The sequence below is a fragment of the Dysosmobacter sp. Phy genome (assembly GCF_054476235.1).
The window spans coordinates 667,351-688,068 of the sequence record NZ_CM136997.1; the positions used below are offsets into that span (position 1 = coordinate 667,351).

Below are 20,718 nucleotides of genomic sequence, written 5' to 3' on the forward strand. Positions count from 1 at the left end.
GGTCCGTTGGGAAAATCGCAGGGAAATCAGCCGGCCATCAGATCTTCCAGCAGACTCTGGGCGTCGGCCAGGCCCTGGTCGATGGTCTTGGTACCCTGGATCACATTGTCCATCTCAGTACCCAGGATGTTGGTGAACTCGGTCCACTCCTCGATCACAGGGCGATACACGCCGGTCTCCAGAGCGCCGCAGACGGTCTCCAGATGGGGATAAGTCTCCAGAACGGTCTCATCCAGCAGGCTGGAATAGCGGCAGGGCACGCCGCCGTTCTCAACGGTGGCCAGCTGGACCTCGGGGCTCATCACGTACTCCAGCAGCTCCAGAGCCAGATCCTTGTGGGGGGCGTTGTTGGGGATGCCGATGCACCACACGCCCTGCAGGGCCACGTTCTTCTCGGTGTCGGAGTCGTTGAGCTTGGTGGGGATGGTGGTGTAGTTGGCGGGGCCGTCGGCAGTGGGCACGTACCAGCCGGGCCAGATCTGGGCCAGAGCGGTCTCACCAGCGGTGACAGAGGCCACGATGTCGTCCTTATCCAGGGTGCTGCCCAGCTTGTACAGAGCCAGATACTCCTCCATGGCAGCCTTGAACTCGGGAGTGTTCACGGTGGGCTGATTGTTCTCATCCACAACCCAGCCGCCGTGGACCACCAGGTGGGGCAGGAAGTCGGAGAGGATGTTGTCGGCGCTGCCGCCGCGGATCAGGAAGCCATTCTTGCTGGAATCAGCGTCCTTGGTTTTCTGGGCGATGTCCATGAGGTCCTCGAAGGTGGTGATGTCCTCGGGAGCATAGCCGGCATCAGCGATCAGCTGCTTGTTGTACATCATGACGGTGACATTGCCATAGTAGGGGGCCAGGTAGATATCATCATCCACCTTGCAGATGGTGGTGGTGGCCTCAATAATGTCGTCGTCAAAGCTGTAGCCCATCTCGCTGAGGTTGGCCAGCACGCCGTTGGCAGTAAACTCCGCCATCCAGGAGCCATCCACCATGCACAGATCATAGGTGCCGGTGGAGTTCACGGCATCAAGAGCGATACCGGTGTGCAGATCGTCGAAGGACATCAGCAGCACCTCGATATCCACGTTGTGCTCTTCCTCGAAGGCGGGCAGGCAGGCCTCCAGGACCTCGCCGTAGGCGCCGCCGCGAAGGATCAGAGTCATCTTGGTGGGAGATTCGGAACCGGAATCAGTACCGGTATCACCGCTGCTGTCGGTGGAGGTATCGCTTCCGCCGCAGGCAACCAGGGACAGGGACATGACCAGGGCCAGGAGCAAGGCAAACCATTTCTTCATTTCTTTTCCTCCTAATCTCAGTTGTTCCTCGTTTTGAATTGGTCTCGTTTTTTATTTTTGTTACTCTTTGACAGCGCCGCTTGAAAGACCGGAGATCAAGTAGTTCTGTGCAAAGATCACAAACAGGGTAATGGGAATGACGGACATCACTCCTCCGGCGGCCACCAGGCCGAAGTTGGTCAGGTTGTCCTCGGTATTCAGCACTGACAGGGCCAGAGGAACGGTATTGTTGGCAGGGCTGCGGGTAAAGATGACGGTGTAGGTATACTCATTCCAGGCATACATGAAGGACAGCATGGCCACCGCCGCAATGCCGGGGGCCACCAGAGGCAACACGATCCGGCAGAACAGCTGCCACTCCGTGGCACCATCCACCTTGGCACTCTCCTCCACTTCCTCCGGCAGGTCCTGGAAGAAGCTGATGAGGAACCAGATGATCAGCGGCACGTTGATCAGCACGCAGGCCAGCATGACAGGAAGCTTCGTGTTCAGTAATCCGGCATTGCTGAACATCGTGTACAAAGGAATGGTGAAAGCCACCGGCGGCAGTACGCGTACCAGCAGAATCCAATAGGTTACCGGCCGCTTCAGGCCAAAGCGAAAACGGCGGCGGGCCAGAACATATGCCGCGCAGATGCCAACAGCCAGAGACAGCACCAGAGATCCGAAGGTGGTCTGGAGGCTATTGATAATAGCGGTGCCGAAGCCCTTCTCCGTAAACAGTTTTACGAAATGCTCCATGGTCAGCGCCTGGGGGATCAAAGCGATATGGCCCTGCATCTCCTCCGTGGGCCGGATGGCCATGGCCAGCAGCCAGTAGATGGGGAACAGCGCCACAAACAGCAGCAGCGCACATCCCAGGATCTTTCCCACTGTCCCGATCCGCTTTCTTGCTTTCATGCTATCTTCCTCCTTGCCTTTACCGGAAAACCGTCAGTCCCGGCTCCCAAGTATACCGGGCGATCCCGCCCTTCGCTATCTGCGCTCTATGAAGCTTTTGTCAAAACTCTGTAAAAAATCCCTCTCAGGTGGTTCCGCGGATGCAAAGCTCCGTGGGCACCGTAGTAACGGAGGGGCAGTCCTCCCCAGCCAACAGTGCCCGCAGCCGCTCCACGCACAGCTCTCCCATCCGGCGGCAGTTGATCCGTACAGAGGTCAACTCCGGTTCCAGCATGCCGCAGACGGTGGAATCGTCGTAACCCACCACCGCCACATCCTCCGGCACCCGGAGCCCCAGGCGGCGGACCGCCTTCAGGATGCCGGCGGCCACCACGTCATTGGCACCAAACACAGCGGTGGGCCGGTCCGGCCGGTCCAGCAGCTCCATCGCCGCCCGGGCGGCGTCATCCGCATCGGCGTCACACATCTGGATGTCCCGGGCGTCGGTCCGGATGCCCCGCTCCTTGGCGACGCTGAGAAAGGCGTTGTAGCGGGCGCCCACGATGTAGGGAGAGAAACGGCCGGCGATCATGCCGATGTGCCGGTGGCCCCGGTCGATCAGGTGCTCGATGGCCTGGCGGACACCGCCGTACTCGTCGGAGAGGACGCAGGGCAGATCGAAGCCGGTCATGCGGTTGTTGACCAGAACCACGGCAATGTGCTGGCTCTGGAACTCTGAAACCAGATCCGGCTGGGCATTGCCGCCCAGTATAACCCCCTCCACCTGCTTGCGCTGGGCGGTGCTGGGCGTCTGGCGCCAGTCGGCCGCCGTGGAGATCAGCAGCTGATGGTCGGACTTGTTGGTCTCCCGCATGATGCCCTCGCAAATGGCGGCGTAGAACTCGTCGAGAATGGTGGCGTCCTTCTTACAGATCAGAAAGGCCAGCTTGTCGGTCCGCTGCCGGGCCATGGCCCGGGCGATGGCATTGGGGGAATAATGCAGCACCTCGGCCGCCTCGAACACCTTCCGCCGGGTGGATTCCCGCACCTGTTCCGGATTGGAGAAGGCCCTGGAAATGGTGGCGGTGGAGACGCCGGAGAGTTTGGAAACATCATAGATGGTTGGATTCACGGTGTCCTCCGTCCCAGTAATGTAAGCGGTTACAATTATCTTTACAAACATACGGGCGGCGGCTCTTGCCCCTGCCCTTCTAGTGCCAATTTAACATTGTTTCTATTGAAAAGCAAGGCATAATTGGAAATTCATCCAAATTGAATAAATTCTTTTTATCTGCTTTATTGATTTTGCCGAATATTTGTAACCGCTTACACTCTTTTCTGATTCCTTCAAATCGTCCCTTTTCGTTGACAAGCTGTCTGTTTTCCCCTATACTGGCTCCAGAAAATCCTGGAAAACTGCAAAACCGGCCGTCTGCCGGAGAGGGAGGTCGTTATGAAAAAGCCGGGACTGTGGCAGAGGTTTTCCAACCTGGTCTCCGACAGCTCTCCCCTGATGACCCGGGTGGGCCAGGTAGCCCTGCTGGCAGTGTGCAATTTGTGCTGGCTGGTGTGCAGCCTGCCGGTGGTGACCACGGGCGCCGCCACCACCGCTCTGTACGCAGTGCTGCTGGAGCGCCGGGAGCTGAGCTTTGACACAGCATTCACTGCTTTTTTCCGCGCCTTCCGCCGCTGCTGGCGCACAGCTACGGCGCTGTGGCTGCCCGCGCTGGTCCTGGGCGTGGTGTGGCTGTGGGCTGCGTGGCTGACAGCCGTTCAGAACCTTCTGAACAACGCCTTCGCCCTTCTGCCGCTGCTGGTATCCGGAGCAGTGTGGGCCTTTGTGGTGCTGTGGCTGTTCCCGCTGCTGGCCATTGGCGGCGGACGGCCCGGCGCGCTGCTGCGCAAGGCCTTTTTGCTGGGACTGGGGGAGCTGTGGCGGTCCATGGTGATGCTGGTCATCGAGCTGGTACCTCTGGCGCTGTTTTTCCTGTACGCCAGGACCTTCATGATCCTGACGGGCTTCTGGATCCTGCTGGGTTTTGCGCTGCTGGCGCTGCTGAAGCTGCTGGTGATGGAGCCAGTTCTGCGGCGCCATGCCCCCAACCAGAGCTGAAGTGTTTTTCATATAAAAGGGGTACGGCCCTCCGGCCGTACCCTTTTTCTGATTCATGATTCTCACTGCTGGCCCACCATGATGTCCAGGATCTCCTCGTCGGTCTGGCGCATCCCCTGCCGGGCCAGGCGGCCCACGCTGCCGATGGTATTCTCCACGCCCTTGCGGATGATGCCCTCGCCGCCCACGAACTGGTGGCCGCCGTGGAGATACATATAGTATCCCGTCAGCCCCGCGTCCACGGCGGAGGCGATCTTGGCGGCGCAGGAGGGCTTGGCCCCGTCGCAGACCATGCCGGAGCAGATGGCCAGGGCGTTGGCGATGGTGTGGGCGATGACTTCATACCGGCCGCCCTCCAGATAGGCGATGCCCGCGGCGGCGCCGCTGCCGGCGCTGACCGCCCCGCAGAAGGCGGACAGCCGCCCGATGCTGGTCTTCTGGTGGATGGTGATGAGGTCTGCCACGGCCAGGGCCCGCAGGGTCTCCTCCCGGCTGGCGCCTTTGTCCCGGGCGTACTCGATCACCGGCAGAGAGGCGGTCATGCCCTGGTTGCCGCTGCCGGAGGTGATGACCACCGGCAGCTCACAGCCGCTCATCCGGGCGTCGGACCCGGCGGCAGCCGCTGCCCGGGCCCGGACCGGCAGGCTGTCCCCGTACACGGTCCGCAGCGTTTTGCCCACCTCGGCGCCCCAGCCGCCCTTGAGGCCCTCGGCGGAGATGGCGCTGTTGTAGGCGATCTGCCGCTCCAGCACCTCCGCCACGTCCTCCACATCCAGGCAGTCGGCAAACCGGATGATCTCCTCCACGCTGAGGACGGACCGGTCCGTCTCCTCCGCCTCTCCGCCGGCGGCGCCGCCCTGGAACAGCACGTTCTCATCCCGCATGATCCGGGTGACGTTGGTGTGAAAGTCCATGATCTCGCAGCAGGCGGAGTGTCCGCCGCCGATGACGGTCACGTTGATGTAGAAAATCCGGCCCTCGCCGCCCAGAGCCACCTTGATGGGGCACCGGTCCAGAAAGTCCCGCATGGCGGCGATCTCCTCCGGCGTCACCCGGGAGAGGACCTCCAGCTCCAGTTCCGGCCGTCCGCCCACCACGCCGGCGGCCACGGAGGCCTCGATGCCCTTGAGCCCGCCGGTGTTGGGCACGGTGACAGCCTTGACGTTTTTCACGATATTGCCGCTGACCTCCGCCCGGCAGGCCTCCGGCTCCACGCCCAGGGCCTGACGGGCCCTGGCCGCCGCCAGGGCGATGGCGATGGGCTCCGTGCAGCCCATGGCGGGGATCAGCTCCTCTTCCAGGATCTTCACGTAGCTGTCGTAATGGGGTGTGCGTTCCATGGCTGTCTCCTCCTTTTCCTCCGTCTTTCGGGCCCCGGAGGGCTCGTTCCAGCATCTATTTCCGCCTTGGGCTCAGCCCAGGGCCACGTCCAGCAGCATCATTACCAGGAAGCCCGCCATGACGCTGGCGGTGCCCGCATGGGAGTGCTCGCCCAGGTGGGCCTCCGGGATCAGCTCCTCCACCACCACGTAGATCATGGCGCCGGCGGCAAAGGACAGTATCCAGGGCATGAGCCCCGTGACGCTGCCCGCCGCCAAAACGGTCAGCAAACCGAACACCGGCTCCACCACGCCGGAGGCCGCGCCGCACCAGAAGGCCTTCCACACGGGGACGCCCTGGGACCGCATGGGCAGGGACACCGCCGCGCCCTCCGGGAAGTTCTGGAGCCCCATGCCGATGGCCAGGGCCACGGCCCCCGCCAGGGCGCCGCCGTCCTGCGCGGCCACGGTGAAACTCAGCGCCACCGCCATACCCTCAGGGATGTTGTGGAGGGTCACCGCCAGGACGATCATGGTGGTGCGCTTCCACCGGGCAGGCAGACCCTCCGGCCGGTCGCTGTCCAGGTGCAGGTGGGGCAGCAGGCGGTCCAGCAGCATCAAAAACACGCCGCCCAGCACAAATCCGCCGCCCGCCGGCAGAAACACGCTGCCTCCGGCCTTCTCCGCCATCTCCATGGCGGGGATCAGCAGCGACCACACGGAGGCCGCGATCATCACGCCCGCCGCGAACCCCAGAAAGACCCTCTGGGTGAGGGCGGACATCTCTTTTTTGAAGAAAAACACCATGGCGGCGCCCAGCACCGTGGCAAGGCAGGTGCATCCGGTGCCGATGGCGGCGTAGAGCAGTTCCCGCTGCAGCATGAAAGCCTCCTTTTTAACTGGTTCTTAACTGTATCATACCCTTTTTGGGGAGATCCTGTCAATCGCGGCCCGCTCTTCTCTCACGGCTCCCACCGCAGCGGGCCCGCGCCGTCCAGGGCCGCCCCCATCTGGAGTCCCAGCAGCAGCGACAGCCGGGCCTCCCGCTCCGCCTGAAACCAGAGGGCGTCCAGCAGGTCGTTGACGGCGTGGACCAGGGGCTTGTTGCGGCGGTGGGTGCGGTAAAAGGCCTCCATCCGCGCATTGGCCTCGGCGGAGAACTCCCGCCACTGGGGGTCGTCTTTTTGGATCTGCCGCCGGTTGGTCTCCAGCCAGGCGCAAAGCAGTTCCAGCGCGTCGTTCATATTCATCACCTCGTCTGCATTATAACACTATATAGCACTATGTACAACCACTTGTTCAGAGAATTACCATAGTGTAACATGGTGACTATATAGTACCCATGTTGTAGTAAAGGAGGCGTTCAAAATGGCTGAGCCTGTGCTGGTCAACCGGACGCGGTTCACCTCATCGCTGAAAAACGAACTGATGGAGGGGTTCAATACCCTGGCGGATCAGACCCGCATCCCCAAGAGCCGCCTGCTGGATGAGGCGGTGGAGGACCTTTTGAAAAAGTACGGAAAGAGGGACCGCTGAGCGGGGCGGGGTTATGGGCCGGAGCCTCCGGGGGCACAGGGTCCCTGCGGGGATGCGCCCCCCATTCTCTTTTGTCTTGGCAAAAGAGAATGGGCCGCGCCCAGTGGAAGAGAAAACCGTTTTGACAAACAGGAGGACCGTCCAGTCCTCCTGTTTGTGTATGCGGGGGTCGCGCGAATCGGTCCGGCGGAGATCGATGGCCCCGTCGACCCTGCGCCGGACCTGTCCCGCGAAGAACTGCACCTCCGCATTCGATGGGGCGGAGCGCGGACGGGGTGGAAACCTGAATCGGCGTATTTCTGCTTCCGCGCGTTCCGCTTCGCTGTGCGCTGCCGGGGCGGCCGTTGAGGGTGCCCGGCCCCGGCGGGTGAAGGGGCTGCTCCCCGCATAACGCCCCGGGCAGATGGACGGGGCCGCGGTCGGATTTGGTCTGCTCCTCTTTCCGCCCGGTCCGCTTCGCTGCGCGCTGCCGGGGCGGCCGTCGAGGGGTCCCGGCCCCGGCGGGTGAAGGGGCTGCTCTCCGCATAACGGCCCCGGGCAGATGGACGGGGCCGCGGTCGGATTTGGTCTGCTCCTCTTTCCGCCCGGTCCGCTTCGCTGCGCGCTGCCGGGGCGGCCTTCGAGGGTCCCGGCCCCGGCGGGATGTAGGGGCGGATCCCATATCCGCCCGCCGCCCTCAGTCGGACGCAGGACCCGTTCCTGCGGAACGTCCCTCAGCGACCGCCGGAGCAGCGCGTAACGCGCGGGAGCAGAAATACGCCCATCCGGTCTTGCACCCACGATCTTCTGCCGCACCATCGGATGCGGAGGCGCAGTCCTTCACGGGACAGGTCTGGCGCAGGGTCGACGGGGCCGCCGATCACCACCGGGCCGATCCGCACGACCTTCGCGCTTACGAAAGGGCAGCCCATAAGGGCCGCCCTTTCGTCCCGGCGGTTTTCTTTTGACCGGCCGCGGCCGTTTTCTTTTGTCAAGACAAAAGAAAACGGGGGCGGATCCCTCGCAGGGAGCCTGCACTCCCCACCCGGCCTGCCGGGAAAACGCATTCTGCGAAAGTCTCAAGCAACCCTGCCCCCTCCCCTGTCCGGCCCGCGGCCAGCCGCCCTCCCCAAGGGGGAGGGCTTTTGACAAGAGCGCCGATGTTAGCAGGACAAAGCGTAAAAAAAGGAGAGCGGCCCGGCGGCCGCCCCCCTGTCTGTTCGCTTTTCTCAGAAATCCGCGTTGCCCACGGTCCGGGGATGCAGTTCCACGTCCCGGATGTTGTTGATGCCCGTGAGGTACATGACCATCCGCTCGAAGCCCAGGCCGAAGCCCGCGTGGCGGCAGGAGCCGTAGCGGCGCAGGTCGCAGTACCACCAGTAGTCCTTGGGATCCATGCCCAGTTCCTGGATACGGGCCTCCAGCAGATCCAGCCGCTCCTCGCGCTGGCTGCCGCCGATCAGCTCGCCGATGCCGGGCACCAGGCAGTCCGCCGCGGCCACGGTCTTGCCGTCGTCGTTAAGGCGCATATAGAAGGCCTTGATCTCCTTGGGATAGTCGGTGACGAACACCGGGCGCTTGTACACCTGCTCGGTGAGATACCGCTCGTGCTCGGTCTGCAGGTCGCAGCCCCAGTAGACCTTGAAGTCGAACTTGTCGTTGTTCTGCTCCAGGATCTTGACCGCCTCAGTGTAGCTGACCCGGGCGAAATCAGAGGAGGCCACGTGCTCCAGCCGCTCCTTCAGGCCCTTGTCCACGAAGGAGTTGAAGAAGTTGATCTCATCGGGGCACTTTTCCAGCACGTAGCGGATGACGTACTTGATCATGGCCTCGGCCACGTCCATGTCGCCCTTGAGGTCGCAGAAGGCCATCTCCGGCTCGATCATCCAGAACTCGGCGGCGTGGCGCTGGGTGTTGGAGTTCTCCGCCCGGAAGGTGGGGCCGAAGGTATAGACATTGCCGAAGGCCATGGCGAAGTTCTCGCAGTTGAGCTGGCCGGAGACGGTCAGGTTGGCCTTCTTGCCGAAGAAGTCCTGGGTGTAGTCCACGGTGCCGTCGGCGTTCTTGGGCACATTCTCCAGGTCCAGGGTGGTCACCTGGAACATCTCACCGGCGCCCTCGCAGTCGCTGGCGGTGATGATGGGCGTGTGGACGTAGACGAAGCCCTGGTCCTGGAAGAAGCAGTGGATGGCGTGGGCCGTGGCGGAGCGCACCCGGAAGGCGGCGGAGAACAGGTTCGTCCGGGGCCGCAGGTGCTGGATGGTCCGCAGGAACTCCACGCTGTGGCGCTTCTTCTGGAGGGGATAGTCCGGGGTGGAGGTGCCCTCCACTTCGATGGCGCTGGCCTTCAGCTCCAGGGGCTGCTTGGCCTCCGGGGTCAGCACCACGGTGCCGGTGATGATCAGCGCCGCGCCCACGTTCTGGGCGGCGATATCCTTATAATTTTCCAGGGAGTTGGCGTCCATGACCACCTGGAGATTGCGGAAGCAGGAGCCGTCGTTGAGCTCGATGAAGCCGAACGTCTTCATGTCCCGGATGGTACGGACCCAGCCGCCCACGGTGAGGGTCTTTCCGGAAAGGGCCTGGCTGTCGGCGTAAATCGCCGCGATTTTCGTGTAGCTCATTTGAAATTCACCCGTTTTCTCGTTTTTGCTGGACAATAATAGAGTATTGTACTCCATCCGGGAATCTTTTACAAGAGGAAAGCGGATTTTTCCGTCATTTCAGGATACCATTTCCGCCTCCACGGTGTAATCGCCCCAGGCGCCGCCCGCCGTCCGGACGGCGGTGCAGTTGGAGAAGATATAGGCCGCCAGGGAGGTCCGCCACTTTCCGGCGTTGAAGCGGATGCCCTCATAGTGGACTTCGTCGCCGGTCTGGGGACCCATGGCCGCCTCGTTGAAGATCACCGGCTCATCTGCCTCTGTGATGGAGAACAGGCACCCGTCCTCCCATTCATAGAAAAAGTGCTCCGGGGCGTCGGCCTCCTCCCCCGACCCGGAGGCAGGAAGCGGCGTGGCACTGACATAGCCCTGGTCCACCAGCTCTTCAAACGTCGCCTCCATGGCCATGAGCCCGTGGGCCGCACCGAAAGCGTAGGCCACCGCCTCCCGCTCGCTGCCGGTAAGGCCGGTGGTGGTCAGGTCCAGTGCCAGCTCCGTGAGGTTCTCATTGAGGGCGCCGTCCGCGTTCCACAGATCCTCCAGCACGTCCAGGTACAGCCGGCAGGTGTCGTCGAAGTCCTCCGTGGAGAAGTCCAGGGCGGTGACACCGGAAAAGCCCATGGGCCAGGACTCCTGGATGCCGCCGGAAAAGGTCACGGTCACCGTGGTCCCCGCCAGGGACTCCCCGGGCAGGGCCTGATACGCCCCCGGCGCCGCCGGGTCAAAATCCGCCCCGTCCAGCGTGACGGCCTTGTCCGCCAAGGAGAGGGTGTAGAGCCCGGCGTCCCGGTCCTGCTCCGCCAGGATCAGGGAGCCGCCCTCCAATTCTGAAATCACGCGGCACACCACGGTGCTCTCCGCTGTCTCCTCCGCAGGTGTTTCCTCCAAAGTGGGAGCGCCGTCGGCGGCGCAGGCCGCCAGCAGGCACAGGCAGGCGTATACGCATAAAAACAAGCACCATTTTTTCATGGCAAGATCCTCCTTTGCTCCACGGGACCGGCCGATTCTCTCAGGCCCGGCCCCGTTCCGGACAGCGCGGCCGCCGCCCTCTTTGTCTACTCAGACGCAGAGGGCGGCGATTTGGTTCCGGGAATATTCATTTCGGAGCAAAAAGTCCGGGGCTCGGTGCCGGCACCCAGGGCGGCAGTCAGCGTCTTTCCCGTGCCGCCGTACAGCGCCGCCTCACGGCGCCTCATGGGCACGGCCTCCTTTTACCCGCCGCCGGAGCGCACCGGCCAGATTGCCCGCCAGGGCAAACCCCGCGGCCACGCCCGCCTGGAACAGCGCGCTCTCATTGTACAGCAGGAACACGTGGGGCACCGTCAGCGCCGCGCAGATCACCGGCAGTACCAGGCCCAGGCCCCGCCGCCGTCCCGCCGCCCAGCCCACGGCCAGGCACGCGAAGGGCAGCAGCAGGTAGGGGTAGAACAGTCCCGTCAGCACCGGGACGTCACTGCCCCCCTCCACCAGCCGGAAAAGCGGCGGCACCGCCAGCTCCAGGGCCCCCGCCAGCAGCAGGTAGGGCGCCAGGGGCCGCACCTGGAGAGGCCCGCCCGCCGGGGCCGGGGCCGCAAGGCCCAGCTCCCGGCGGATGCCCTCCAGCTCCGTCCGCCAGCGCAGCCAGCGCAGCAGCCACACGGTGAGATACATCAGCCAGTAGAGGCCCAGCAGCAGCGTCAATCCCTGCCAGTTCCGGGGCGGCAGGCCGCACACCCAGCAGATCCCGGCAAACAGCGCCGAGGAGGCCAGCAGATGGACCGCCGTCCGCCCCGCCACGGCGCGGCCAGAGCCCTCCATAGGCGGCACCGCCAGGCCCACGGACGCGCCGAAGCCAAAGCCCAGAGCCAGCTCCAGCGCCAGCAGAGCGCCCCAGGGCCAGCCCAGGGCCGCCAGCACTGCCGGGCGCACCAGCAGCGGATCCCCCGGCAGCACGCTGAGGCTGTTGAGCCAGACCACCGCCAGGGGCACCAGGGCCATGGCTCCCAGGCCCATGCCCACACCCCAGGCCGCCCGCTGACGGTTCAGGGGCATCTCCAACCACGCTCTCACAGGCCCAGCACCTCCTTGATCCTGCGCACATACCGGCGGGAGGCCCAGCACACGGTCCCGTCCGAGAGCGTCACCCGGATGGTGCCGGTGAGGGTCAGGTCCAGCGCCGTCACCTTGTTCAGATTCACGATCTCCGAGTGGGAGATCCGGGCAAACCGGAGGGGGGGCGAACCGCTGCTCCAGCTCGTAGAGCCGCTGGCGGACCGTGTAGACGCCGTCCGCCGTCTGGGCCAGCACTGCCTTGTCCTCCCCGTAAAACCGGAGGATGTCCGGCGGCGCCAGGAGCACCGCCGTCCCGTCCCGGAATCCCGGCAGGGTCTCCGGTCCCTCCCGGGACAGCCGCTCCAGCAGGGCCTCCACCTCCGTCGTCATGGCGGGGGCGCGGACCTCCACCCGGATGCCGGTCTCCGCCGGATCCACCACCACCTTGATCTCCACGGTCCTCCCCCCTTTCTCGCTCTCAGTATAGGGGATTTTCCAGCCGCCGTCCAGTGTCGGCGGACCATCGGCTCGGCCGGCGGGACCGGCGGCGGAAAAACAGGGGGGTTGACAATCCCAAAAAGTCAGGTAAAATAAGCATAAGATTATTTTTATAAATTTTTGTTTACGGAGGTGGTGCCATGACCCAGCGGGAACGGCAGATCCTGAACTGGATCGCGGAAAACCCCATGATCTCCCAGCAGGAGCTGGCGGACAAGGCCGGCATCACCCGGTCCTCCGCGGCGGTCCACATCTCCAACCTGATGAAAAAGGGCTACATCACCGGCAAGGGCTACATCCTGCGCACTCCCTCCTATGTCACCGTGGTGGGCGGGGTCAACGTGGATATCGGCGGCAGACCCTTCCGGGAACTGGTGCCCCGGGACTCCAACCCCGGCGAGGTGCGGATGAGCCTGGGCGGCGTGGGCCGCAACATCGCCCACAACATGAGCCTGCTGGGCCTGGACGTGCGGCTGGTGACCGCCTTCGGCGACGACGCCAACGCCCAGAAGATCGCCGGCAGCTGCGCGGAGCTGGGCATCGACATCTCCCAGTCCCCGGTGATCCCCGGCGGGCGGACCTCCACCTACCTCTTCATCAACGGCCCCGAGGGGGACATGGCCCTGGCGGTCAGCGACATGGACATCTACCGCCACCTGACGCCTCAGGTCCTCTCCGGCCGGATGAAGCTGCTCTCCGGCAGCGAGGCGGTGGTCATCGACACCAATCTTCCGGAGGAGAGCATCCGCTTCCTGGCAGAGACCTGCACGGCGCCCATCTTCGCCGATCCGGTGTCCACCGCCAAGGCGGTCAAGCTCCGGCCGGTGCTGGGAAAACTCCACACCCTCAAGCCCAACCGGATCGAGGCAGAGCTTCTCTCCGGCGTGACCATCACGGACCGGGCCAGCCTGGAACAGGCCGCCGGGGCCCTGCTGGATACGGGCCTAAAGCAGGTGTTCATCTCCCTGGGGGCAGAGGGCGTCTACGCCGCCGACCATGAGAGGCGGGTCCTGCTGCCCGCTCCCGCCGCCGATATGGTCAACACCACCGGCTGCGGCGACGCCTTCATGGCGGCCCTGGTGTGGTCCCACCTGCGCCAGGCGGACCTGGAGCACGCCGCCCGGGCGGGCCTTGCCGCCTCCGCCATCGCCATGGAGAGCCGGGAGACCATCAACCCCGCCCTCAGCGCCGGCGCCCTGGAACAGCGGGCCGGCCTTCGAAACACGATCTGATACAACCATTTGAATTTGGAGGAATCTACCATGGATCTCAACAAGTATCTGGACATCGCCCCCGAAGTGCAGCAGGCCCTGGCGGAGGGCCGTCCCGTGGTGGCGCTGGAGTCCACCATCATCTCCCACGGCATGCCCTATCCCCAGAACGTGGAGACGGCGCTGAACGTGGAGAAGATCATCCGGGAAAACGGCGCCGTGCCCGCCACCATCGCCGTGCTGGGCGGCCGCCTAAAGGCTGGTCTCAGCCCTGAGGAGATCGACTACCTGGGCAAGACCGGCACCGCTGTCACCAAGGCCAGCCGCCGGGATCTGCCGGTGCTGGTGGCCAAGGGGATGGACGGCGCCACCACCGTCACCACCACCATGATTATCGCCCACCTGGCGGGCATCAGCGTGTTCGCCACCGGCGGCATCGGCGGCGTCCACCGGGGCGCAGAGACCACCATGGACATCTCCGCCGACCTGGAGGAGCTGGCCCACACCCCCGTCATGGTGATCTGCGCCGGTGCCAAGTCCATCCTGGACCTGGGGCTGACTCTGGAGTATCTGGAGACCCACGGCGTGCCCGTCATCGGCTACGGGACGGAGGAGCTGCCCGCTTTCTACACCCGCAAGTCCGGCTTCAAGGTGGACTACCGGCTGGACACCCCGGAGGAGCTGGCCCGGACCTTCTTCGTCAAGCAGGACATGGGTCTGGGCGGCGGCATGCTGGTGACCAACCCCATCCCGGAGGAATACTCCATGGACCACGAGGTCATCAGCAAGGCCATCGACGAGGCCATCGCGGAGTCCCGGGCCCTGGGCATCCACGGCAAGGAGACCACGCCCTTCCTGCTGGCCAAGATCAAGGACCTGACTGGCGGCGACTCCCTGGCCAGCAACATCCAGCTGGTGTACAACAACGCCGCCCTGGCGGCCAAGACCGCCGGGGAGCTCAGTAAACTTGCCAAAAACTGAATCCTCTGCTACACTGGACTGGCCGGAAACCCGGCCAGTCCGTTTTTTTGAAGGAGAACTCCCATGGAAAAGAGTCTGTTTCTGCCGGATGGCACCACGGTCACCGGCTTTGTGGTACTGGGCGATTTCTGGCCCCTGCTGTGGATCTGGCTGATCGCCGTGAACGCCGCGGCCTTCCTGGTGTTCGGCCTGGACAAGTGGAAGGCCAAGCGCAAGGCAAAAAACGAGGCCGTCCGCCGGGTGCCGGAAAAAACGCTGTTTCTGCTGGCCATTCTGGGCGGCAGCGTGGGGGCCATCCTGGGGATGCGGGTCTTTCACCACAAAACCCTCCACAGGCGGTTCCGGTACGGCCTGCCAGCCATTTTGGTGCTCCAGCTGGCGCTTGCCACCTGGATTGCCTGGCGGGTACTGGCCCATTGAGAAGCAAGGCGGCGCCTGGGACGATCGGTCCCAGGCGCCGCTTTTGCTGCTTTTGATGTCTTATGCCGGCAGCACCCGCCGCAGCAGTGCTGCCGCCTGCTCCAAAGCCTGCCGGGTGGGAATGGTGTAGTCCTCCTGCTCGATGCTCAGGGGGCCGTCGTAGCCGCACGATTTCAGCTTTGCGAGGAACCCCCGCCACCAGTCCTCCCCGTGGCCGCTGCCCGGGGTGACGAAGTTCCAGGAGCGAGTGGCGAATTCCAGCACGCCCTTGGTGTCCAGCAGGGTGTTGGGCCCGGCGGCGCGCTCCAGCCGCACGTCCTTGATATGGACGTGGTAGATGCATCCGCTCAGGGCCTCTGCCACCGCCAGAGGGTCCGCGCCCATCCAGAACAGGTGGCTGGGGTCCAGGTTCACACCCAGGATGTCCCCCACTTCGCCCCGCAGCCGCCGCAAGGTCTCGGCACTGTACACCAGCTGCCAGCCGTGGAATTCCAGGGCGATCCGCTCCACGCCGTGGTCCGCCGCCCGCCGGGCCAGCTCCCGCCAGGCGGGGACGGCCACCTGCCACTGATAGCGCAGGATCTCCTCCGTCTCCGGCGGCCAGGAGGTGACGATCCAGGTGGGGGTCCGGTCCTCGGGACAGCCCCCGGGCAGGCCGCTCATCATCACCACGGTCTTCAATCCCAGCTGCTCCGCCAGGGTAAAGGTCTTTTCCGCCACAGCCCGGTCCCGCGCTCCCTTCTCCCCGGGAAAGAGGGGGTTGCCGGAACAGTTGAGGGCGGAGATCTCCAGGCCGTTTTCCGCCAGGGTGTCCGTCAATCGCCGCCGCTCCCCGGCGTCCGCCGTCAGGGCGTCCAGATCCACGTGGGGCGCCGGAGACCAGTTGCCGCAGCCCAGCTCCACCTGCTCCAGCCCCAGATCGCGGCACACCTTTGCCGCCTCCGCCAGCGTCAGCTCCGCCAGGGAGTCCGTCACCATGCCCAATTTCATGTCCCATCGCCTCCAGTCTGATTTCTGCCGCCAGCATACCACATTTTGTCCGCCGCCGCAATGGCGCAAGCGTTTTCCTTGACGGCGGCGCCGGGTTGGAGTATGGTAGGAGCAAGGGGAAGATTTCCCAAAATTCTGACAGGAGGCTGATACCCATGGGCTGCTTTTACTGCGACGAGCATCACGAGGGCCGGGAGGCCATCATGTTCAAGGTCGGCGAGATGAAGGCCGGCGTGCTGTACCTCTTCAAGGACCAGGCCCACAAGGGCCGCTGCGCCCTGGCCCTGAAGGACCACAAGAAGGAGCTGTGCGAGTGCGATCCCCAGGAGCTGGCGGACTTTGCCCAGGATCTGGCCCGGGCCTCCGGCGCCGTCAAGGAGCTGTGGGGCTGCACCAAGATCAACCTGGGGTCCTTCGGCGACACCAATCCCCATCTCCACTTCCACATCGTCCCCAAGTACGAGGGCGGCTTTGAGTTCGGCGGCGCCTTTGCCATCACCAACCCGGAGCCGGTGCTGCTGAGCGACGGGGAGTATCAGGAGATGATCGCGGCCCTGCGGGAAAAGCTGGGCATGTAACGCCTGCGCCCATACCGGGGAGGGACGTCCCTCCCCGGCTTTTTCATAGGGTGCCGTCAGGCGGTCCGCAGAGAAACGGGGGTCAGTATGAAGGATGTTTTCCTGGCAAGTCTCTTCCACGAGGGCGTTCTGGGCGGCGCGATCTGGCTGCAAAGCGACCGGGTGCTGTACCGGACGAACAAGCTCCAGGCGGACGCATTTTATCGCCGTCTGGAACTGCCCTACGACCGCATCCAGACGGTCGGAACCGGACGGGCGCTGTGCTTCCCCACCGTCACGCTCACCATGGAGGGCGGGCGCGCATACAAGTTCATCGTGTTCCGCCGAAACGCGTTCCTGTCCAGGCTGGACGCACTGAGGCGGTGACCGCCTCCCGCGCCATTGCGGGAGGCGGCAGTGTCTTTGTGAAAATGCCCAGGGATTTTTTTGCTTTTTTACATCGAGGCGACTGTACTTTTTTTGATCTTGTGCTATAATAAAATCGATTGCTAAATAAATTACCATGACTTTTCGAAAGGTGGTCGCCATATGAGAAAAACCAAGATCGTGTGTACTCTGGGTCCCTCCACGGACCGGGAGGGCGTTCTGCGGGAGATGCTGCTCTCCGGCATGAACGTGGCCCGCTTCAACTTCTCCCACGGGTCCCACGAGGAGCACAAGGCCCGGCTGGACGCGCTGAAGCAGCTGCGGGAGGAGCTGAACCTGCCGGTGGCCGCCATGCTGGACACCAAGGGCCCCGAGGTCCGGCTCAAGACCTTTGCCGAGGGCTCCGTCATGCTGCACGCCGGCCAGGAGTTCACCCTGACCACCGAGGATATCGTGGGCGATGAGACACGCTGCGCCATCACCTACGCCGAGCTGCCCCAGGATGTGAAAACCGGGGATACCATTTTGCTGGACGACGGTCTGGTCCGCCTGACCGTGCTGGAGACCACCGCCAGCACCATCCGCTGCCAGGTGGAAAACGACGGCATCATGAAAAACCGCAAGGGCGTCAACATCCCCGGCGTCCACCTGTCCCTGCCCTACATGAGCCAGCGGGACCGGGAGGACATCCTCTTCGGCGCGGAGCAGGGCTTCGACTTCATTGCCGCCAGCTTCGTCCGCACCGCTGCCGACGTGCGGGAGATCCGCAGTCTGCTGGACAGTGTGGACTCCAAGATCCGCATCATCGCCAAAATTGAGAATCAGGACGGTGTCAACAATCTCTCCGAGATCCTTTCCGTGGCCGACGGCATCATGGTGGCCCGGGGCGATATGGGCGTGGAGATCGACTTCACCGAGATCCCCATTCTGCAAAAGCAGATGATCGCCCAGTGCGTGGCCTGCGGCAAGCCCGCCATCACCGCCACTCAGATGCTGGACTCCATGATGGAGCATCCCCGGCCCACCCGGGCGGAGATCACCGACGTGGCCAACGCCATCTACGACAACACCTCCGCCATCATGCTCTCCGGCGAGACCGCCGCGGGCAAGTACCCGGTGGAGGCCGTGCGCACCATGGACGCCATCGCCCTGCGGACGGAGGCTCAGATCGACTACACCAAGCGGATGAAGCGCCAGGGCGGCTCCAGCCGCCTGTCCATTGCCGCGGCCACGGCCCACGCCGCCTGCACCACCGCCGCCGACATCGGCGCCGACGCGGTCATCACCGTCAGCCAGCGGGGCACCACCGCCCAGATGGTCAGCCGCTTCCGCCCCGCCACCACTGTGGTGGCCTGCCTGCTGGATGAGCAGGTCCGCCGCCAGATGTCCCTGTACTTCGGCGTGGTGCCGCTGATGATGCCCTACGCCAGCAACACCGACGAGCTGGTGGAGTTTGCCGTCCGCGCCGCCGAGAAGGCGGATCTGGTCCACCAGGGCGACCTGGTGGTGGTCACCGCCGGCGTACCGGTGGGCGTGGCCGGCACCACCAACATGATCCGGGTCCATCTGGTGGGCGGCTTCCTGCTCAACGGCGTGGGCATCGGCACCAAGAACGCCTCCGGCCCCCTGTGCGTGTGCCGGTCCCAGGAGGACGTGGCTGCCAAGTTCCACCCCGGCGACGTGCTGGCAGTGCCTTACACCACCAACGACCTGCTGCCCTGGCTGCGGCAGGCGGCGGCGGTGATCAGCGAGGAGTCCGGCGTCAACAGCCACGCCGCCACCGTGGGATTGACCCTGGATAAGCCGGTGATTGTGGGCGCCACCGGCGCCACCCAGCGGCTCCAGGACGGCATCATGGTCTCTGTGGACTGCGCCCGGGGCGTGGTCCAGACCCTGCCCCAGTGAGCCCGCCGTCACCCTTTTCCCTCTGCCGCATATTCTGAAACGAGCAGGGGAGCTCCGTTTTCCGGGGCTCCCCTGCTATTTTTTCAGGAGGTGTTTCCCATGTGCGGGATTGCGGGAGAAATCGACTACACGCGGGACCTGCGGACGCAGGCGGAGGTCATCGAGGCCATGCAGGCGGCGCTGCGGCGGCGGGGCCCGGACCAGGAGGGGCTGTACCGCTCCCCCCACGCCCTGCTGGCCCACACCCGGCTGTGCGTGGTGGACCGGGAGGGCGGCCGCCAGCCCATGGGCGGAGAGGGGCCGGCAGGGCCCTGCCGGCTGGTCTACAACGGAGAGCTGTATAACACGGAAGATCTGCGCCGGGAGCTGACGGACCGGGGCTGGACCTTTCAGGGCCGCTCCGACACGGAGGTGGTGCTCAAATCCTATCTGGAGTGGGGCGAGGCCTGTCCTGAGCGGTTCAACGGCATTTTCGCCTTCGCCGTGTGGGAGGAGGGCGGGGAGACGCTGTTCCTGGCCCGGGACCGGATGGGGGTGAAGCCCCTGTTCTTCTCCCTGCTCCCCGGCGGAGGACTGGTGTTCGCCTCGGAGCTGAAGGCCCTGGTACGCCATCCGGCGGTGCCGCCGGAGCTGGACCGGGAGGGAGCGGCGGAGCTTCTTCTCCTGGGCCCCGGCCGGACACCGGGCTGCGGCGTGTTCCGCAATGTCCGGGAGCTGCTGCCGGGCCAGTGCGGCACCTTCTCCCGCCGGGGGCTGCATCTGCGGCGGTACTGGTCCCTCCGGGCGGAGCCCCATACGGAGGACGAGGCCCAAACCGTGGCCCACGTGCGCTTTCTGGTGGAGGACGCCATCCGCCGCCAGCTGGTGTCCGACGTGCCGGTGGGCACCTTCCTCTCCGGCGAGCTGGACTCCAGCATCATCAGCGCCGTGGCCTCCAGGGCCCTGGGCGAGCGGGGCGAGGAACTGCGGACCTTCTCCGTGGACTACCGGGACAACGGCCGCTATTTCACCGCCGGGCACTTCCAGCCCTCTCAGGACGGACCCTACATCCAGACCATGGTGGATTTCCTGGGCTGCCGTCACACCGCCGCGGTGCTGGACCCGGCCCAGGTGGCCGGCGCCCTGGATGAGGCCGCCCAGGCCCGGGACCTGCCGGGCATGGCGGATATCGACGCCTCGCTGCTGCTGTTCTGCCGCAGGGTCCGCCGGGATGTGACGGTGGCCCTGTCCGGCGAGTGCGCCGACGAGATCTTCGGCGGCTACCCTTGGTTCCGGGATCCTCCGGCCGTCGGGGAGTTCCCCTGGGCCCGGTCCACCGCCTGGCGGACCTCCTTCCTCTCGCCGGAGTGGGCGGAGGGGCTGGATGCGGAGGAATTCGTCCGCGCCCGCTGCCGGTCCTCCCTGGCCCAGGCGGACTGCCTGCCGGAGGACGGTCCAGCCCGGCGCCGGGCCCGGCAGCTGATGCATCTAAACATGAACTGGTTCATGCAGACCCTGCTGGACCGGAAGGACCGGATGAGCATGTGGAGCGCCCTGGAGGTCCGGGTCCCCTTCTGCGACTGGCGGATCGCCCAGTACCTTTACAACGTCCCGCCGGAGCTGCGGGACCTGGGCGGCCAGGAAAAGGGGCTGCTGCGCGCCGCTGCGGCGCCGTGGCTGCCCCGGGAAGTGCTGGAGCGGAAGAAGAGCCCCTATCCCAAGACTGTCCACCCCCTGTATCTGGAGCTGGTATCCGGGCAGCTGCGGAAGGTGCTGGCGGACAATACCTCTCCCCTGCTGGACCTGGTGCGGCGGGAGGCACTGGAGGCCCTGCTGGTCCGCCGGGACGCCCAGCCCTGGTACGGCCAGCTGATGACCACGCCCCAGACCATCGCCTACTTCCTCCAGCTGGACCACTGGCTGCGGGCCTATCAGGTGCGGCTGGTATGAGCAAAAAAGCGCGCGGCGAAAGCCGCGC

General features: G+C 64.8%; 20 protein-coding genes. 9 read left to right on the forward strand and 11 right to left on the reverse strand.

The annotated features are described in order from the left end of the window. Positions 1-26 precede the first annotated feature (26 nt). The 3 genes from ACVDHE_RS03390 to ACVDHE_RS03400 all read right to left on the reverse strand — a co-directional run bounded on the left by ACVDHE_RS03390 (position 27) and on the right by ACVDHE_RS03400 (position 3,303). A complete protein-coding gene (locus ACVDHE_RS03390; protein ID WP_418725938.1) occupies positions 27-1,292 on the reverse strand; it encodes an extracellular solute-binding protein in 1,266 nt (421 codons plus the stop codon). Positions 1,293-1,352: 60 nt separating this feature from the next. Then, positions 1,353-2,192, reverse strand: coding sequence for a carbohydrate ABC transporter permease (locus ACVDHE_RS03395; RefSeq protein WP_418725937.1), 840 nt, complete (start codon positions 2,190-2,192; stop codon positions 1,353-1,355). Between the two features lie 124 nt (positions 2,193-2,316). After that, complete coding sequence (locus ACVDHE_RS03400) at positions 2,317-3,303, reverse strand: LacI family DNA-binding transcriptional regulator (RefSeq protein WP_458885592.1); 987 nt, start codon at positions 3,301-3,303, stop codon at positions 2,317-2,319. A 321-nt stretch (positions 3,304-3,624) separates the two neighbouring features. On the opposite strand from ACVDHE_RS03400, the gene ACVDHE_RS03405 reads away from it, so the two are divergent. After that, positions 3,625-4,284 (forward strand): DUF624 domain-containing protein, encoded by a 660-nt coding sequence (locus ACVDHE_RS03405; protein ID WP_458885594.1) that lies wholly within the window; start codon positions 3,625-3,627, stop codon positions 4,282-4,284. 62 nt (positions 4,285-4,346) lie between these two features. On the opposite strand, the gene ACVDHE_RS03410 is transcribed toward ACVDHE_RS03405, so the two are convergent. The 3 genes from ACVDHE_RS03410 to ACVDHE_RS03420 form a co-directional block, all read right to left on the reverse strand. After that, positions 4,347-5,624: an L-cysteine desulfidase family protein gene (locus ACVDHE_RS03410; protein WP_325225657.1), complete on the reverse strand. Its 1,278-nt coding sequence runs from the start codon at positions 5,622-5,624 to the stop codon at positions 4,347-4,349. 72 nt (positions 5,625-5,696) lie between these two features. Next, entirely contained in the window at positions 5,697-6,485 is a 789-nt protein-coding gene (locus ACVDHE_RS03415) for a ZIP family metal transporter (RefSeq protein ID WP_458885595.1), read from the reverse strand. 80 nt (positions 6,486-6,565) lie between these two features. Then, on the reverse strand, positions 6,566-6,847 hold the full coding sequence (locus ACVDHE_RS03420) for a hypothetical protein (RefSeq protein WP_458885596.1): 282 nt from the start codon (positions 6,845-6,847) through the stop codon (positions 6,566-6,568). 124 nt (positions 6,848-6,971) lie between these two features. Here ACVDHE_RS03420 and ACVDHE_RS03425 point away from each other — a divergent pair, with 124 nt between their 5' ends. Next, positions 6,972-7,139 carry a ribbon-helix-helix domain-containing protein gene (locus tag ACVDHE_RS03425; protein ID WP_213039653.1) on the forward strand — a complete coding sequence of 56 codons (168 nt, stop codon included), beginning with the start codon at positions 6,972-6,974 and terminating at the stop codon, positions 7,137-7,139. A 1,208-nt stretch (positions 7,140-8,347) separates the two neighbouring features. Here ACVDHE_RS03425 and asnS read toward each other — a convergent pair. From asnS to ACVDHE_RS03445, 4 genes are all read right to left on the reverse strand, one after another. Beyond that, positions 8,348-9,742 (reverse strand): asparagine--tRNA ligase, encoded by a 1,395-nt coding sequence (gene asnS / locus ACVDHE_RS03430; protein ID WP_418724699.1) that lies wholly within the window; start codon positions 9,740-9,742, stop codon positions 8,348-8,350. A gap of 99 nt (positions 9,743-9,841) precedes the next feature. After that, on the reverse strand, positions 9,842-10,750 hold the full coding sequence (locus ACVDHE_RS03435; RefSeq protein ID WP_458885597.1) for a hypothetical protein: 909 nt from the start codon (positions 10,748-10,750) through the stop codon (positions 9,842-9,844). A gap of 86 nt (positions 10,751-10,836) precedes the next feature. Continuing rightward, positions 10,837-10,977: a hypothetical protein gene (locus ACVDHE_RS03440; protein ID WP_458885598.1), complete on the reverse strand. Its 141-nt coding sequence runs from the start codon at positions 10,975-10,977 to the stop codon at positions 10,837-10,839. Next, positions 10,964-12,268 carry a hypothetical protein gene (locus ACVDHE_RS03445; protein ID WP_458885599.1) on the reverse strand — a complete coding sequence of 435 codons (1,305 nt, stop codon included), beginning with the start codon at positions 12,266-12,268 and terminating at the stop codon, positions 10,964-10,966. The genes ACVDHE_RS03440 and ACVDHE_RS03445 overlap by 14 nt, the downstream gene beginning before the upstream one ends. A gap of 182 nt (positions 12,269-12,450) precedes the next feature. Here ACVDHE_RS03445 and ACVDHE_RS03450 point away from each other — a divergent pair, with 182 nt between their 5' ends. From ACVDHE_RS03450 to ACVDHE_RS03460, 3 genes are all read left to right on the forward strand, one after another. Further along, positions 12,451-13,542 (forward strand): PfkB family carbohydrate kinase, encoded by a 1,092-nt coding sequence (locus ACVDHE_RS03450; RefSeq protein ID WP_325225636.1) that lies wholly within the window; start codon positions 12,451-12,453, stop codon positions 13,540-13,542. Positions 13,543-13,572: 30 nt separating this feature from the next. Then, complete coding sequence (locus ACVDHE_RS03455; protein ID WP_418724704.1) at positions 13,573-14,502, forward strand: pseudouridine-5'-phosphate glycosidase; 930 nt, start codon at positions 13,573-13,575, stop codon at positions 14,500-14,502. A gap of 63 nt (positions 14,503-14,565) precedes the next feature. Continuing rightward, positions 14,566-14,922 (forward strand): DUF1294 domain-containing protein, encoded by a 357-nt coding sequence (locus ACVDHE_RS03460; RefSeq protein ID WP_458885600.1) that lies wholly within the window; start codon positions 14,566-14,568, stop codon positions 14,920-14,922. 60 nt (positions 14,923-14,982) lie between these two features. On the opposite strand, the gene ACVDHE_RS03465 is transcribed toward ACVDHE_RS03460, so the two are convergent. Further along, positions 14,983-15,912: a sugar phosphate isomerase/epimerase family protein gene (locus ACVDHE_RS03465; protein WP_458885601.1), complete on the reverse strand. Its 930-nt coding sequence runs from the start codon at positions 15,910-15,912 to the stop codon at positions 14,983-14,985. A 155-nt stretch (positions 15,913-16,067) separates the two neighbouring features. Here ACVDHE_RS03465 and ACVDHE_RS03470 point away from each other — a divergent pair, with 155 nt between their 5' ends. From ACVDHE_RS03470 to asnB, 4 genes are all read left to right on the forward strand, one after another. Then, entirely contained in the window at positions 16,068-16,490 is a 423-nt protein-coding gene (locus tag ACVDHE_RS03470; protein WP_249539369.1) for an HIT family protein, read from the forward strand. Between the two features lie 87 nt (positions 16,491-16,577). Continuing rightward, on the forward strand, positions 16,578-16,856 hold the full coding sequence (locus tag ACVDHE_RS03475; protein ID WP_213039662.1) for a hypothetical protein: 279 nt from the start codon (positions 16,578-16,580) through the stop codon (positions 16,854-16,856). A 162-nt stretch (positions 16,857-17,018) separates the two neighbouring features. Beyond that, positions 17,019-18,761, forward strand: coding sequence for a pyruvate kinase (gene pyk, locus ACVDHE_RS03480; protein ID WP_458885602.1), 1,743 nt, complete (start codon positions 17,019-17,021; stop codon positions 18,759-18,761). 99 nt (positions 18,762-18,860) lie between these two features. Continuing rightward, positions 18,861-20,690: an asparagine synthase (glutamine-hydrolyzing) gene (gene asnB, locus ACVDHE_RS03485; protein ID WP_458885604.1), complete on the forward strand. Its 1,830-nt coding sequence runs from the start codon at positions 18,861-18,863 to the stop codon at positions 20,688-20,690. Positions 20,691-20,718 lie beyond the last annotated feature (28 nt).